Genomic DNA, 14,629 nt, shown 5'->3' on the forward strand with positions numbered 1-14,629 from the left:
GGCCGGAAAAGGCCCGGTCCGCCGCCGCCTCAGCGGCCGCGGGCCGTACGCCCCTGGCCAAGGGCCGCGTCCGGCGGCGCCGCGGCCGGGGCCTTGCCGGCGTCGCCCACGCCCCATGGCGGCGGCGGAATGTTCATGTGCGCCGCCCGCAGCGCCGACGACCAGCGCTCGCTCAGGTCATGGAAATACGGGTCGCCGCTCTCGATGCGGTGGGTCACGGCGATCTTCAGCGCGTCGCGGCCGATCACGGCGATGTCCAGCGGCAGGCCGACGCTGAGATTGGACCGCAGCGTCGAGTCCATCGACAGCAGGCCGAGCTTGATGGCGTCGTCCAGCGAGGTGCTCCAGCGGACAGAGCGGTCGAGGATCGGCTTGCCGTACTTGTGCTCGCCGATCTGCAGGAAGGGCGTGTCGCGCGAGCACTCGATGAAATTGCCTGCGGCGTAGATCATGTACAGCCGCAGCTGGCCGCCGCGGATCTGCCCGGCCAGCAGGAAGGTCACGTCGAAGGCCAGCCCCGCCTGCTCCAGCGCCTCGCCATACTGCCGGCGCATCTGCCGCACCGCCGCGCCCACCAGCTGCGCCGTGCGGAACATGCTGGGCGTGTCGGTGATGCGCTCGGTCTCGCCGGTGTCCGGACTGGTCACGCCCTCGCTGACCAGCGACAGCACCGACTGCGAAATGGAGAGATTGCCGGCGCAGGCCAGGGCGATCGCCCGCTCGCCCGGTTTCTCGTACACGTGCAGCTTGCGGAAGGTGGATATGTTGTCGATGCCCGCGTTGGTGCGCGTATCGGCGAGCAGCACCACGCCGCTCTGGACAAGAATGCCAACGCAATAGGTCATCTCGGGATCCTGCTGGAACGGTCCGGCGCGGTCATGCCTGGCCCTGCCTGCTGGCCTGGGCCACGGTGAGGGCCACGTCAAGCGTCTCGGCGCCGCCGCCGGAGCGGCTGCCGCGCACCGGGGCCGCGCCATTGTAGTCCAGTCCCACCGCCACGCGCACGTGCGCGTCCGTGGGGCAGATGCAGTTGGCGGGGTCAAACCCCACCCAGCCGAGGAGGGGGTCATGCGCCTCCGCCCAGGCGTGGGCGGCCTCCTGCTCGGTGACGCCGTCATTGCGCACGAAATAGCCGGAGACGTAACGCGCGGGAATGTCCAGCGTCCGGCAGGCGGCGATGAACACGTGGGTCAGGTCCTGGCACACGCCCCGGCCGAGGGCGAAGGCCTCCGCCGCGGTGGTGGCGGCGTGGGTGTGGCGCGGATCAAAAATCATGCGCTGGTGGATGGCGCGCATCAGGTCGTGCAGAACGTCCAGCCGGTTGCGGCCGGGCGCGCCGGCGGCCTCGCGGGCGAAGTCGCGCAGGCTGGCGTCCGCCCGCGCCAGCGCCGTCTCGCGCAGGAACAGCGCCGGGGGGAAGCGCTCCGTCACGCCGCGCAGGATGCCGTGGGTGTCGCTGGTCTGCACCTCGCCGCTGACGCTGATGCTGATCTCCTGCGTCGGGCCTTCCAGGCACAGGCGCAGCAGGTGGTTGCCGAGCATGTCCTCGTCGTGGCGCAGCCGCACTTCCGGCCGCACGATCACCCGCCAGGAGCGCACGTGCTGGCTGTCGCTGGAGCGCGGCGTCAGGCGCAGGATCTGCTGCAGGCGTCGCGCCGGCTGGTCGTAGCGGTAGGTGGTGGTGTGGGCGATGCGGATGCGCATGGCGTCCCCCGGTGCGTGGGGCGGCGGCGGCCCGCATGCGGCCGCCGCGCGCCCGGAAAATGCCGACGTGGCCTCAGGACAGCAGATACTGTTGCGACAGGGTCGCCCCGAGCCGGTTGTTGTCCTGGATGAAGCCGGTGATGAATTCGTGCAGGCCGAGCTGGAAGATGTCGGCGATGCGCAGGCCCTCCAGCCGGGCGAGGATCGCCGCCGCCTGGTCCTGGCCCGGCCCGTGCTGGCCGTAGGCTTCGGCGATGTCGTCCAGCGTGTGGACGATGCGGCCGTAACAGGAGGCCAGCGACCGCGGCATCTGCCGGTTGAGGATCAGCAGGTCCGCCACCAGCCACGGCCGCACGCTCTCCCGGTACACCCAGTGATAGGCGGTGAGCGCCGAGACCTGGCGCAGGATCGCCGCCCACTGGAAGTAGTCGAGGCTGCCGCCCACCCGCTCGGTGGAGGGCAGCAGCAGGTGATATTTCACGTCGAGGATGCGGGCGGTGTTGTCGGCGCGTTCGATGGCCTCGCCGAGCTGCATGAACCAGTAGGCGTCGTTGCGCAGCATGGTGTGGTGGGCCGCGCCCTCCACCGCGCGCGGCACCCGCTTCACCCAGTCCAGGAAGCGCAGCGTCTCCTCGCGGTTCATGTCGCCTTCGCCCATGGCCCGGAGCTCGAGCCAGGCCTCGTTGATCGCCTCCCACACCTCGCTGGTGAGGGCGGCGCGCACCGAGCGGGCGTTGGCGCGCGCCACGGCGATGCAGTTGCGGATCGAGGACGGATTGTCCTTGCTGAAAATGATGAAATGGCGGGCGGAGTCCTCGTCCGCCGCGTCATGGAGCTGCGAGAACAGCGCCATGCCGCCGGAGGCGGTGATCGCGCTCTCCCACTCATTGCCCGGGCCGCTGGTGGAGGGCAGGCTGGAGAGGCGCATCCCGGTCTCCAGGAGGCGCGCCTGGAAGTCGGCGCGCTCCAGATAGCGGGCGAACCAGAAAAGACTGTCGGCTGTGCGGGACAGCATTGGCGTCCTCCGTCATTGGGGCCGGCGGCGGCGGAGCGGCGGCGGGAAGGGCGGGGCGGCCCGGGCCGCGGGCGCGCGGATCAGGCCTCGAGCACCCATGTGTCCTTGGTGCCGCCGCCCTGGCTGGAGTTGACCACGAGCGAGCCCTCTTTCAGCGCCACGCGGGTGAGGCCGCCCGGCGTCACGCGGATGCCGTCCGCGCCGCACAGCACGAAGGGGCGCAGGTCCACGTGGCGCGGCGCCACGCCGTTCTCCACGCAGGTGGGGCAGGTGGAGAGCGCCAGGGTGGGCTGGGCGATGAAGCCGGCCGGCGCGTGGCGCAGCCGCTGGCGGAACTCCTCGATCTGCGCGCGCGTGGCGCGCGGCCCCACCAGCATGCCGTAGCCGCCCGAGCCGTTCACCTCCTTCACCACCAGCTCGTCGAGATGGCCGAGCACATGGGCGAGCGCCTCCGGCTCGCGGCAGCGCCAGGTGGGCACGTTCTTCAGGATGGGCTCCTCGCCGGTGTAGAAGCGGATGATCTCCGGCATGTAGCTGTAGATCGCCTTGTCGTCGGCGATGCCGGCGCCCACCGCATTGGCGAGTGTGAGGTTGCCGGCGAGATACGCCTCCATCAGCCCCGGCACGCCCAGCAGCGAGTCCGGGCGGAACGCCAGCGGATCGAGGAAGTCGTCGTCCACGCGCCGGTACAGCACGTCCACGCGCCGCGGCCCCTCGGTGGTGCGCATGTAGAGCGTGGCGTCGCGCACGAACAGGTCCGAACCTTCCACCAGCTCGATGCCGAGCTTGTCGGCGAGGAAAGAGTGCTCGTAGAAGGCCGAATTGTGCTGGCCGGGGGTGAGCAGCGCCACCGTGGGGTCGTGGCGGGCGCCGGGCGGGGCCACCGAACGCAGCGTCTCCAGCAGCAGCCCCGGATAGGTCTCCACCGGCGCCACCGGCATGCGCGCGAACAGGTCCGGGAACAGGCGCATCATCGCCTCACGGTTCTCCAGCATGTAGGAGACGCCCGACGGCGTGCGCACGTTGTCCTCAAGCACGTAGAAACTGTCCGGATCGACCCGCACCACGTCGATGCCGGCGATCATCACCCGCAGGTCGTGCGGGGCGGGGCGGCCGGCCATCTCCGGGCAGTAGGCCGGATTGCGCCAGATCAGGTCCTCCGGCACGATGCCGGCGCGCAGGCACTCGCGCCTGCCGTAAATGTCCGAGAGGAAGGCGTTGATGGCCCGCACCCGCTGGCGCAGGCCGCGCTCCAGCAGCGCCCACTCCGACTTCAGCAGCACGCGCGGGATGATGTCGAAGGGGATCAGCCGCTCGCTGGCCTGCTCGTCGCCATAAACGGCGAATGTGATGCCCAGACGGCGGAAGAACAGCTCGGCCTGGCTGCGGCGCGTCTCCAGCAGGCCGGGCGGGGCCGAGCGCAGCCAGGCGTCAATGGCGACATAGGCCTGGCGCACGGTTTCCGGGGTCTCGCCGCCGCGCGTGAAGCCGTACATCTCGTCAAAGACGGCCGACGCTTCCAGGACATCGGACATGGCGTTCTCCCATGGCTCGGGCAGCATGCCAGACCTGGGCGGCGCGGACGGTCAGGCCGCCCTGTCGCCGGGTCCGCTGGCGCGCCGCGGGACAAGTGACGATGTCATCATGACGTCCGGCCGGCGCCCCTGAGAAGACTCATACTGCCTGTTGACTGGGCCATGTGTCTGTTTTCCGGGCCAGTCGCCAGGCCCGGCTGATGATATTTGCATCAGAAACAGGGGGCGGGCGCCGCCGCAGCCCAGGCCGGCGGCGCCCTGACAGCGCGGAGACATCACCTTGACCAGGCGGCCAGCCATCCTGCTCATCTCCACTGGCGGCACCATCGCCATGACGGCCCGGACGGAGGGCGCCGGCGTCGCGCCCACCCTCGACGCCGGCGCGCTCGCCGCCGCGGCGCCGGGGCTCGCCGCCCGGGCCGGGATCATTCCCGTGGCCTTCGCCCGCAAGGCCTCGTCCTCGCTGACGCCGGAGGACGTCGTCGCCGTCGCCGCGCTGGTCCGGGCGCGCCTCACGGCGGGGGAGGCCGACGCCGCCGTGGTCGTGCAGGGCACCGACACCATCGAGGAGACCGCCTTCGTGCTGGCGCTGCTGCTGGCGCCGCAGCTGCGGGTGGCGGTCACCGGGGCCATGCGTCCGCCCGAAGCGCCCGGCGCGGACGGGCCGGCCAACCTGCTGGCCGCCGCCGCGGCGGCGCTGGCGCCGGAAGCCGCCGGCCTGGGGCCGCTGGTGGTGCTCAACGACCAGATTCACGCCGCGGCGCTGGCGCGCAAGGCCAGCACCACGCTGCCCTCGGCCTTCGCGTCGCCGGGCGCCGGTCCGCTCGGCGTGGTGGCCGAGGGGGAGGCGTGGTTCGCCCTGCGCCCGGCGGCGGCGCCGCCGACGCTGGACCGGCTGCTGGGCCTGCCGGAGGGAACGGCGCTTGACCGCCTGGCGGCGGGCGGCGACTGGCCGGCGGTGGCGCTGCTGCGCGTGGGCCTTGGCGACGACGGGCGCCTGCTGGCTGCGGCGCCGTCGCTGGGCTTCGCCGGCGTGGTGCTGGAGGGAGCGGGCGCCGGCCATGTGCCCGCCGCCATGGCCGGGACCGTCGGCGCGGTGGCCGCGGTCATGCCGGTGATTCTCGCCTCGCGCGCCGGGGCCGGCCCGGTGTTCTCGCGCACCTACGGCTATCCGGGATCGGAAATCGACCTGCTTGGCCGCGGCGCCATTGGAGCCGGCATGCTCGACGGGCTGAAGGCGCGCCTGCTGCTGCAGCTGCTGCTGCGCCTCGGCGCCGGGCCGGAGGCGGTGCGCGCCGCCTTCGCCGCCTTCGCCCGCCCGGGAGCGGCTCCCGGCGCCTGAGCGGCCGGCGGCTCCCCGCGCCCTGCGCCCCGCGCATGCTAGGCGGACGCGCGCGGCGCCTGCGGCATTGACAGCATCCGTCAGGGTTCTAAGTTTTTATAAAATATACGACTGGCGGCCACGGCGGGCGTTTCCGGGACTGGCCCACGGCACAACCGGGCCATGTCAGGGAGGAAGCGGAGCCTGGACGCCCCTTGCGCGGGGTGCCGAACATGACCACCGACGTTTCCGCCTCCCTGGCGACCGCCCCAGGCCGCGACGGCGTCCGGCGCGACGTCTCGCTGGACGACAAATACCTGCTGCGGTCCGGGCGCGTTTACATTTCCGGCATCCAGGCGCTGGTGCGCCTGCCGATGATGCAGCGCCAGCGCGACCTCGCGGCCGGCCTCAACACCGCCGGCTTCATCTCCGGCTACCGAGGCTCGCCGCTCGGCGTGTACGACAACGCCCTGTGGCAGGCGCGCAGGCTGCTGGAGCAGGAGCACGTCGTCTTCCAGCCCGGCCTCAACGAGGATCTCGCCGCCACCGCCGTGTGGGGCAGCCAGCAGGTGGGGCTGTTCCCGGGCGCGAAATACGACGGCGTGTTCGGCATCTGGTACGGCAAGGGGCCGGGCGTCGACCGCTCCATGGACGCGCTCAAGCACGCCAATTCCGCCGGCACGTCGAAATACGGCGGCGTGCTGGCCATCGCCGGCGACGACCACGGCTGCCAGTCGTCCACGCTCGCCCACCAGAGCGAGCAGGTCTACATGGCGGCGATGATGCCGGTCCTGAACCCGGCCAACGTGCAGGAGTATCTGGACTTCGGCGTTCGCGGCTTCGCCCTGTCGCGCTACAGCGGCTGCTGGGTGGGCTTCAAGGCGATATCGGAGGCGGTGGAGAGCTCCGCCTCGGTCCATGTCGACCCCGACCGCATCCGCATCAACATCCCCACGGATTTCGAAATGCCGCCGGGCGGACTCAACATCCGCTGGCCGGATCCGCCGCTGGAGGCGGAGGCGCGCCTGCACGGCCCGCGCATGGAGGCGGTGGCCGCCTTCGCCCGCGCCAATCCCTTCGACGAGATCGTGCTCGACAGCCGCGACGCCGGCGTGCCCGGCCGCATCGGCCTGATGACCACCGGCAAGGCGCATCTCGACGCCCGCCAGGCGCTCGCCGATCTCGGCGTCTCCGACGACCAGGCGCGGGCGCTGGGCCTGCGCATCTACAAGGTGGGCCTCACCTGGCCGCTGGAGCGCGAGGGGGCGCTGCGCTTCGCCGAGGGGCTGGAAGAGATCCTGGTGCTGGAGGAAAAGCGCGGCTTCATCGAAGACCAGCTGATGCGCTACCTCTACAACATGCCGGCGGACCGCCGCCCCATGGTGGTGGGCAAGCGCGACGAGAACGGCGCGCCGCTGCTGCCCAGCGAGGGCGAGTTCAACCCCACCATGGTGGCCCGGGTCATCGTTTCGCGGCTGCGCCGGCGCGGCCAGGCGGACCCGGCGCTGGAGCAGCGGCTGGCGCGGCTGGAGTCGTTCGAGCAGGCGGGCGCCCTTCCGGTCACCTCGCTGGCGCGCACGCCCTTCTTCTGCTCCGGCTGCCCGCACAACACCTCCACCAACGTGCCGGAGGGCTCGCGCGCCATGGCCGGCATCGGCTGCCACGGCATGGCCAGCTACATCCCGGCCCGCCGCACCGCCACCATCACCCACATGGGCGGCGAGGGCGCCAACTGGATCGGCCAGGCGCCGTTCACCGAGGAGCCGCACGTCTTCCAGAACCTCGGCGACGGCACCTACACCCACTCCGGCATCCTCGCCATCCGCGCCGCCGTGGCCGCGGGCGTCAACATCACCTACAAGATCCTCTACAACGACGCCGTCGCCATGACCGGCGGCCAGCACGCCGAGGGCGGCTATTCGGTGGGCGAGATCGCCGCCCAGGTGGCGGCCGAGCGCATCAGCCGCCTCGTCGTCGTCTCCGACGATCCGGACAAATATCCGCCCAACGGCTATTTTCCGCCCGGAACCAGCGTCTTCCACCGCGACCGCCTCGACCAGGCGCAGCGCGAGCTGCGCGAGACCGAAGGCGTGACGGTGCTCATCTATGACCAGACCTGCGCCGCCGAGAAGCGCCGGCGCCGCAAGCGCGGCCTCTATCCCGACCCGCCAAGGCGCGTGTTCATCAACGACCTGGTGTGCGAGGGCTGCGGCGACTGCCAGGTGAAGTCCAACTGCGTCTCGGTGAAGCCGCTGGAGACCGAGTTCGGACGCAAGCGCCAGATCGACCAGTCCAACTGCAACAAGGACTTTTCCTGCCTCAACGGCTTCTGTCCCAGCTTCGTCACCGTGCACGGCGGCGCGCTGCGGAAGGTGAAGAAGTCCGTCGCGGCCGCGCCTGCGGACGACGACCCCTTCGCCGGCCTGCCGCAGCCGCAGGTGAAGGAGCTGGCCGAGCCTTACGGCGTCCTCATCACCGGCATCGGCGGCACCGGCGTCATCACCGTCGGCGCGCTGCTCGGCATGGCGGCGCACATTGAGGGCAAGGGCTGCACCGTGCTCGACTTCACCGGCCTGTCGCAGAAAAACGGCGCGGTGATGAGCCACGTGCGCCTTGCGCCCAGGCCGGAGGACCTCGCCGCAGTGCGCATCGCCCCCGGCGGCGCCGACCTGCTGCTCGGCTGCGACATGGTGGTGGCGGCCAGCGCCCCGGCGCTGACGCGGGTGGAGCACGGCGTCACCCGCGCCGTCGTGAACGACTACCTGCAGCCCACCGCCAGCTTCGTCATCAATCCGGACCTTGATTTCGAATACGCCCGCATGAAGAAGGCCATGCGCCAGGCGCTGGGCGAAAGCCAGGTGGATTTCGTCAAGGCCAGCGAACTGGCTACGGCCCTGACGGGCGACGCCATCGCCACCAACCTGTTCATGCTGGGCTACGCCTGGCAGCGCGGGCTGCTGCCGCTGTCCCTGGGCGCCATCGAAAAGGCGGTGGAGCTCAACGGCGCCGCGGTGGAGATGAACCTGCGCGCCTTCGCATGGGGGCGGCTCGCCGCCCATGATCCGGAGAAGGTGCAGCGCATCGCCCGGCCGCTGCTGGCCCCGCCGCCGCCCGAGGCGCCGGACCTCGACCAGGTCGTCGCGCGCCGCGTGGCGTTCCTCACCGGCTATCAGGACGCCGCGTGGGCGGAGCGTTACCGCCGGCTGGTGGAGGAGGTCCGCGCCGCCGAACAGGCGAAGACGCCCGGGCGCTCCGGCCTGGCGGAGGCGGTGGCCCACAATCTGTTCCGCCTCATGTCCTACAAGGACGAGTATGAGGTTGCGCGCCTCTACGTCGACCCCGCCTTCCGCGCCAGACTGGAGCGGCAGTTTGAGGGCGACTACCGTCTGCGCTTCCATCTGGCGCCGCCGCTGGTCGCCCGGCGCGACCCGGAGACCGGCGAGCTGCAGAAGCGGGAGTTCGGCGCGTGGATGATGCCGGTGTTCCGCGTGCTGGCGCGGCTGAAGAAGCTGCGCGGCGGCCCGTTCGACATTTTTGGCTACACCCGGGAGCGGCGCATGGAGCGCCAGCTCATCGCCGACTATGAGGCGCTCGTGCGCCATGTCATCGCCGGGCTCACTCCGGCCAGTCACGCCATCGCCGTGGACCTGCTGTCGGTTCCGGAGATGATCCGCGGCTTCGGCCATGTGAAGGAGCGCAACGTGAAGGCGGCGAAGACGAAAGAGGCGATGCTGCGCGCCGCCTTCGACAACCCGCCGCAGCTGGCCCGCGCGGCCGAGTGAGCGCCGCCATCCGGCGGCGGGAGGCGGGGGAGCGGCTGGCTCCAGGGAAAGCGGGGCGGCCCCCTTCCCCGGCGAGGGTCCGGCCGCTGCGCGTCTGTGCCCCGGCCGTCGCCGTCCGGAGCGGCCGCCGGAAGCGGCGGCGTTCCGGGCCGGCTTTTGGGGCGCGGGCGGGGCGGCGGGTTCGCCGGCCGGCGCCGGCGCCGCTGGCCGGGCGCCGCGTCCTGGCAGTTCCGGCGGCGGCCGCGCGGCGGCCGTCAGGGCGGCCTTCATGAATTTCGCCGGAACCAGCCGGCGCCGTGAGCGTTGTCCAGAAGCAAATCGCCAGTCGCGCGGCCCTGCGCGGCGTCAGATTGTGAGGAAATGCTCATGTTAGGCTGGGCCATCACCTTTCTTGTCGTCGCGCTTGTCGCGGCTGTTCTTGGTTTCGGCGGCATCGCCGGCGCCGCCGTCGGCATCGCCAAGCTGATTTTCATCGTGGCGCTGGTGCTGTTCGTGATCTCCGCCGTCGCCGGCGTGATGCGCGGGCGCAGGCCGGGGATCTGACCCGGAGCGCGATCCGCGCGCCGCGGTCGCAGGCCACCGCACGTCGCCAACGCCCGGCCGTCCGCCGGGCGTTTCGTCGTTGGCGCGGTCGTTGGCGCGGTCGTTGGCGCGCATGCGGGGAGGGCGTCATGCGGGGGCGCGCCGCGCGCGTCATCCGGCGTGCGGCTCGCGCGCGGTCGGGATCACCACTGACAGCACGCAGGTCGCGCCGGCGGGGCCGGCATGGGCCGGGGGCGGCGCCTGCTGCGCGTCGAGCTGGGTTATGAACGCCTGGCGCATGCGGCCGCTGAGCCGGCGCGCCAGCGTCTCCTCCGGCGTTTCCGGCGCGGCCGCCCCGTCGCGCAGGTCCCACAGCCGCACCCGCACGCCCCCGCCCTCGCGCGCCAGCTCCAGATGGGCCGCCGGGCGCGCGGCGCCCGGCCGCGCCAGCACCGGCCACAGCGTCTCCACCAGCAGCAGCGCCAGCGGAATGGCCCGGTCAAGCTCCAGATAACACTCCGCCTCCACGGCCGGGTCGACGCGGCGTGACAGCGTCTGCGGCGGCGCGCCGCTGCACTGCTCCACATGGGCCGGCACCTCGGCCGCCAGCGGCCCCAGCGCCGCGCTGGTGATGTCGCCCTCGGCCAGGGCCTGCTTGTAGGCGGCGGCCATGGCCTGCACGCGGCACTCGGAGAGGCCGAGCGCCTCCTGCGCCTCGCCGCTGCTCTGGCGGCGGCTGAGGCTGATGAAGCTGACGATCACCTGGAAATTGTTCTTCACCCGGTGATGCAGCTCCTTGAGCAGCGCCTGGCGCTGGTTGGCCACGGTGGCCAGCTCGCGGGTGCGCGCCGCCAGCACCTCGGTCATCTGGTCGAAGGCGTCGGCGAACTGGCGCAGCTCGCGCGGGGCGGCGGGCGGCAGCGCCGCCCGTACGTTGAAGTCGCCGTAGGACAGGCGGATGGCGGTTTTCGACAGCCGCCGCACCCACTGCAGGAACAGCCGGTCAATGGCCAGCCAGGTCACCGCCATGACGATGGCGAACACCAGCAGCGGCGCGGCGAGCCCCAGCGCCAGCTGCTGCTCGGCGGCGCCGAAGCGCACCGCGCGCAGGCCGGAGAACACGCTCGCCACCCCCGGCGTCACCGTGGCGGCGGCGTAGGTGAGGGCGTGGCCGTCGCGCGAGGGCGCGTCGACCAGATCCTCATGGGCGGCGGCGAACGTCGCCGGGTCGCGCGGCAGCCAGTCGGCCGGCGGGTCGCCGGCCAGCGACGCCATGCCCGCCAGCGGCCGGTTGCGCGCGTCGGTGACGATGAAATGGCCGCCGCGCGTCCACGCGCGCAGCACCTTGTTCTCCAGATGCGACGGCGCGACCACCGTGAGCAGGGCGCGACCGTGCGGGCCCCAGGAGAACAGCCCGAGGAGCGGGGCGTCGCCGTCGCTTGTCAGGGCGGTGGGGCCGGCCGGCTCCTCGCCGGCCGGGCGGACGGGCGGAGCGGGAAAGCCGGCGAGGGCGCCGGCGTCGCCGGCGGCGCAAACCAGCGCGCCGTCGCGGAAATAGGCGTAGGCGGCGACGCGGCCGTCGCGCCCCGGCTCGGTCTGGCGGCGCAGGTCGGCGCAGTCACGGGCGTCGTCGCCGTCCATGGTGGCCAGGAGCGCCCGGCCCAGCACGTTGAGCCCGGTGAGGTCGCCGCCCACCTGGGCGGCGAGGCTGGCCACGGCCAGCCGCTGGAACTTCGCGGTGGTGAGCTTGATGGTGCGGTAGCCCTGCCAGGTGAAGGCGGCCGAAAGCGCCACCGCAGGCAGGACTGCAAGTCCAAACAGGGCCAGCAACCGGGAGCGCACGCTGGCGGCCCGCAACATGTCGCCTCCGTTCAGTCGCGCCGGCCGCCCGCGACGTCCGGCATGGCGGCGCACGAATCCGCGTCCGGGCCGAAATCCGCCCCGGAGGACACCGCCAGCATGTCTGCGAGCCGGGCCCGGGCGCGGTTGATGCGGCTCTTGATGGTGCCGAGCGCGCAGCCGCAGATCTCCGCCGCCTCCTCATAGGAGAAGCCGGAGGCGCCCACCAGGATCAGCGCCTCGCGCTGGTCGTCCGGCAGCGTCGCCAGCGCCTTGCGGAAGTCGGCGAGGTCCATGTGGCCGTGCTGCGGCGCGTGCACGGAGAGGCGGGCGGCGTAGGCGCCGTCGTCCTCCACCTCCCGCGAGCGCTTGCGGAAGTCGGAATAGAAGGTGTTGCGCAGGATGGTGAACAGCCACGCACGGATGTTGGTGCCCTCGGTGTAGCCGTGCATGTTGCTCCACGCCTTCACCAGCGTGTCCTGCACCAGGTCGTCGGCGCGCTCCACATTGCCGGTGATGGAGATGGCGAAGGCGCGCAGGCTTTGCAGTTCGGCGAGCAGCGCTGTCTTGAACCGGTCTGGATCCGTCACGTGTCGTCTTCTCCATCCGCCCCGCCGCCGGCGCAGGCCGTTTTCCCGTCGAGGCTGGAAAGCAGGTCAAGGAAGCGGTCGGGAACGGGAAGGCTGACGACCTCGTCGTAAACCGCCCGCAGCCTGGCCGCGATGGCGCGCTCCACCGGATCCTCCTGTCCGGTCCCGCGGGCGTCCGCGCTCACGCGGACGTCCTCGCGCCCGGCTCCGTCGGCGCCGCCGTCACGTCCTTCCCGCGCGTCATGAGAGTCGGAAAACTTGAACTGGTTCATCGTGACTGCTTTCCTGGAGCCGGCCGCGTCCCGCCGCGGCCGCAGCCGGCGGGCGCTGCGCACGCCTGGTTGAAACTGTCTGACAGGAACGGATGCGCGCGGAGGCGCGTCCTGTCTCCGGCCCGCCTCCGCCAGACGCATGAGCATCGTCCGCCGGCCGCTCGCCGGCAAGCCGTTCGCCAGGACAGGAGGCGCCGGGACATTACGCGCCGGGACATGGACCAGAAGGGCATTGAGCGGCGGGACATGGGGAAAGGCCCCGGCCCGGCGGGCGCGGCCGCAACGGCGGGAGCGTGAGGAGGGGCCAGCTCGTAAACGGCCAGATTGCGGAGCAAGTGATCCAGACTCCCGGACTCGGCCCCGGCGAAGGCCGGCGGCGCATGACGCGGCGCGACCGTGGCGCCGCTGCGCGGCCCCCGGAGGGGGGCTCACGGCGGCTCCTGCGTCGCGATCCGCTGTAAGAACGCGCGGAGCCGCTTCTGGTTCCGGAAAAAATATGGAACCATCGCGCGAGGCCGGCGTTACCCGGAAAGTCGCCGCGACGCGCCTGGCCGCGCCGCCGTCACCCCCTGTCCTTTCCGCCAGCCGTCTGGAGCCCTCAATGTCGCTGTCGCAAGAGATTGCGCCCCATCTGCCGTACCTGCGACGGTTCGCCCGCGCCCTCACGGGCAGCCAGAAAGTGGGCGACGCCTATGTCGTGGCCGCCCTGGAGGCGATCGTCGCCGATCCGTCGATGGTCACGCCAGGGCCGCGGCTGCGGCTGTCGCTGTACCGGATCTTCCTGCGCATCTGGTCCTCGGTCGGCCCCGGACTCGAAACGCCGGAGAGCGACGCGCCCGGCGCCGTGGCCGAGCAGCGCATCGCCGCGCTCACGCCCCTGCCGCGACAGGCCTTTCTGCTCACCGCCATCGAGGGTTTCTCCCATGAGGAGACGGGCGCCATTCTCGGCGTCTCCGCCGCCGACGCCGCGACCCTGGTGAACGAGGCGGGGCGGGAGATCGCCGCGCAGGTGGCCGCCGACGTGCTCATCATCGAGGACGAGCCGATCATCGCCATGGACCTCGAGGAGCTGGTGGAGGACATGGGCCACCGCGTCATCGGCGTGGCCCGCACGCACCGCGAGGCGGTGGAGAAGGCCCGCCAGCGCCGGCCCGGGCTGGTGCTCGCCGACATCCAGCTGGCCGACGGCAGCTCCGGCCTCGACGCCGTCAACGAGATCATCGCCGGCATTTCCGCCCCGGTGGTGTTCATCACCGCCTATCCGGAGCGGCTGCTCACCGGCGAGCGGCCGGAGCCGGCCTTCCTCATCACCAAGCCGTTCCACACCGACACGGTGCGCGCCGCCGTCTCCCAGGCGCTGTTCTTTGACCAGCGCGCCGGCGGCCAGCGCCCGGCCGCCTGAGCGGGCGCGGCGCTCAGGAAAAACGCCAGAAAACAGCGACAAAAAACATGGGCCAGACGCCGCGGCGTCTGGCCTTTCCCGTTCCGGCCCTTCTTGTGTTCCGGCCCGTTTTGTCCGGTTCTCGCGGGGGCCGCCCGCTCCGGCGTCCGCCTTCTCTCCGGCGTCCCCGGCCCGCCGGGCGGAGGGGGGCGCGGCGCGCCCCGCGCCGGTCACGCGTCGTGACGGCGTCCGCACATCAGGCCGACAAGGAAGCCGACGCCCGCAGCCACGGCCATGGCGGCGAGGGGGTTGTCGCTGACGGCGGCGCGCGCCTGGCGCACGCCGCCGCGCACCTCCGCCCCCGCCTGGTCAAGATACCGCCGGCCCTCGTCCAGGGCGCCGGCCACGGCTTTCGAGGCCTGGCCCGACAGCTGGCCCGCGTCCGGCAACGCGGCGCGCAGCTGGGCGACGTTGTCGCGCAGGCTGTCTCCGGCGGAGCCGGCGAGCTGCGACACCCGCGCGGAAATTGACGCGATCTCCGACCGGATGGCCTCCAGCTCGTCGGAAACCTTCTTCGGCCTGCTGCTTCCCAGCCACGAACTCATGACGCTCTCCTGCGCATCCGCGCGGCGGCGGCCCCGCCACGACGGCGGGACGCCCCGCGTCGC

Annotated in this window: 12 protein-coding genes; 4 read left to right on the forward strand and 8 right to left on the reverse strand. The window is 72.1% G+C overall.

Annotated elements, in window-relative coordinates; all coding sequences use genetic code 11:
• Positions 1 to 29 precede the first annotated feature (29 nt).
• From ACFFJB_RS04665 to ACFFJB_RS04680, 4 genes are all read right to left on the reverse strand, one after another.
• Positions 30 to 845 (reverse strand): proteasome-type protease, encoded by an 816-nt coding sequence (locus tag ACFFJB_RS04665; RefSeq protein ID WP_376829921.1) that lies wholly within the window; start codon positions 843 to 845, stop codon positions 30 to 32.
• A gap of 31 nt (positions 846 to 876) precedes the next feature.
• Entirely contained in the window at positions 877 to 1,704 is an 828-nt protein-coding gene (locus tag ACFFJB_RS04670; RefSeq protein ID WP_376829923.1) for a transglutaminase family protein, read from the reverse strand.
• 73 nt (positions 1,705 to 1,777) lie between these two features.
• Positions 1,778 to 2,719 carry an alpha-E domain-containing protein gene (locus ACFFJB_RS04675; protein WP_376829925.1) on the reverse strand — a complete coding sequence of 314 codons (942 nt, stop codon included), beginning with the start codon at positions 2,717 to 2,719 and terminating at the stop codon, positions 1,778 to 1,780.
• Between the two features lie 80 nt (positions 2,720 to 2,799).
• Positions 2,800 to 4,254, reverse strand: coding sequence for a circularly permuted type 2 ATP-grasp protein (locus tag ACFFJB_RS04680; protein WP_376829927.1), 1,455 nt, complete (start codon positions 4,252 to 4,254; stop codon positions 2,800 to 2,802).
• A gap of 280 nt (positions 4,255 to 4,534) precedes the next feature.
• On the opposite strand from ACFFJB_RS04680, the gene ACFFJB_RS04685 reads away from it, so the two are divergent.
• From ACFFJB_RS04685 to ACFFJB_RS04695, 3 genes are all read left to right on the forward strand, one after another.
• Complete coding sequence (locus ACFFJB_RS04685; protein ID WP_376829929.1) at positions 4,535 to 5,596, forward strand: asparaginase domain-containing protein; 1,062 nt, start codon at positions 4,535 to 4,537, stop codon at positions 5,594 to 5,596.
• A gap of 212 nt (positions 5,597 to 5,808) precedes the next feature.
• On the forward strand, positions 5,809 to 9,357 hold the full coding sequence (locus ACFFJB_RS04690; protein WP_376829931.1) for an indolepyruvate ferredoxin oxidoreductase family protein: 3,549 nt from the start codon (positions 5,809 to 5,811) through the stop codon (positions 9,355 to 9,357).
• 366 nt (positions 9,358 to 9,723) lie between these two features.
• A complete protein-coding gene (locus tag ACFFJB_RS04695; RefSeq protein ID WP_376829933.1) occupies positions 9,724 to 9,900 on the forward strand; it encodes a DUF1328 domain-containing protein in 177 nt (58 codons plus the stop codon).
• A gap of 150 nt (positions 9,901 to 10,050) precedes the next feature.
• Here the strand turns inward: ACFFJB_RS04695 and ACFFJB_RS04700 are convergent, their stop codons facing one another.
• The 3 genes from ACFFJB_RS04700 to ACFFJB_RS04710 are packed head-to-tail and all read right to left on the reverse strand — an operon-like array spanning position 10,051 to position 12,580.
• Positions 10,051 to 11,739: a sensor histidine kinase gene (locus ACFFJB_RS04700; RefSeq protein WP_376829935.1), complete on the reverse strand. Its 1,689-nt coding sequence runs from the start codon at positions 11,737 to 11,739 to the stop codon at positions 10,051 to 10,053.
• Positions 11,740 to 11,750: 11 nt separating this feature from the next.
• Complete coding sequence (locus ACFFJB_RS04705) at positions 11,751 to 12,308, reverse strand: sigma-70 family RNA polymerase sigma factor (protein ID WP_376829937.1); 558 nt, start codon at positions 12,306 to 12,308, stop codon at positions 11,751 to 11,753.
• A complete protein-coding gene (locus tag ACFFJB_RS04710; RefSeq protein ID WP_376829939.1) occupies positions 12,305 to 12,580 on the reverse strand; it encodes a NepR family anti-sigma factor in 276 nt (91 codons plus the stop codon). The genes ACFFJB_RS04705 and ACFFJB_RS04710 overlap by 4 nt, the downstream gene beginning before the upstream one ends.
• A gap of 601 nt (positions 12,581 to 13,181) precedes the next feature.
• Between ACFFJB_RS04710 and ACFFJB_RS04715 the strand changes: the two genes are divergently transcribed.
• Positions 13,182 to 13,982: a response regulator gene (locus ACFFJB_RS04715; protein WP_376829941.1), complete on the forward strand. Its 801-nt coding sequence runs from the start codon at positions 13,182 to 13,184 to the stop codon at positions 13,980 to 13,982.
• Positions 13,983 to 14,191: 209 nt separating this feature from the next.
• Here ACFFJB_RS04715 and ACFFJB_RS04720 read toward each other — a convergent pair whose 3' ends face one another.
• Entirely contained in the window at positions 14,192 to 14,566 is a 375-nt protein-coding gene (locus tag ACFFJB_RS04720; RefSeq protein WP_376829943.1) for a glycine zipper domain-containing protein, read from the reverse strand.
• Positions 14,567 to 14,629: the final 63 nt, after the last annotated feature.

Origin of the sequence: Camelimonas abortus, assembly GCF_042432745.1 — a bacterium.
GTDB classification, from domain to species: Bacteria; Pseudomonadota; Alphaproteobacteria; order Rhizobiales; family Beijerinckiaceae; genus Camelimonas; species Camelimonas abortus.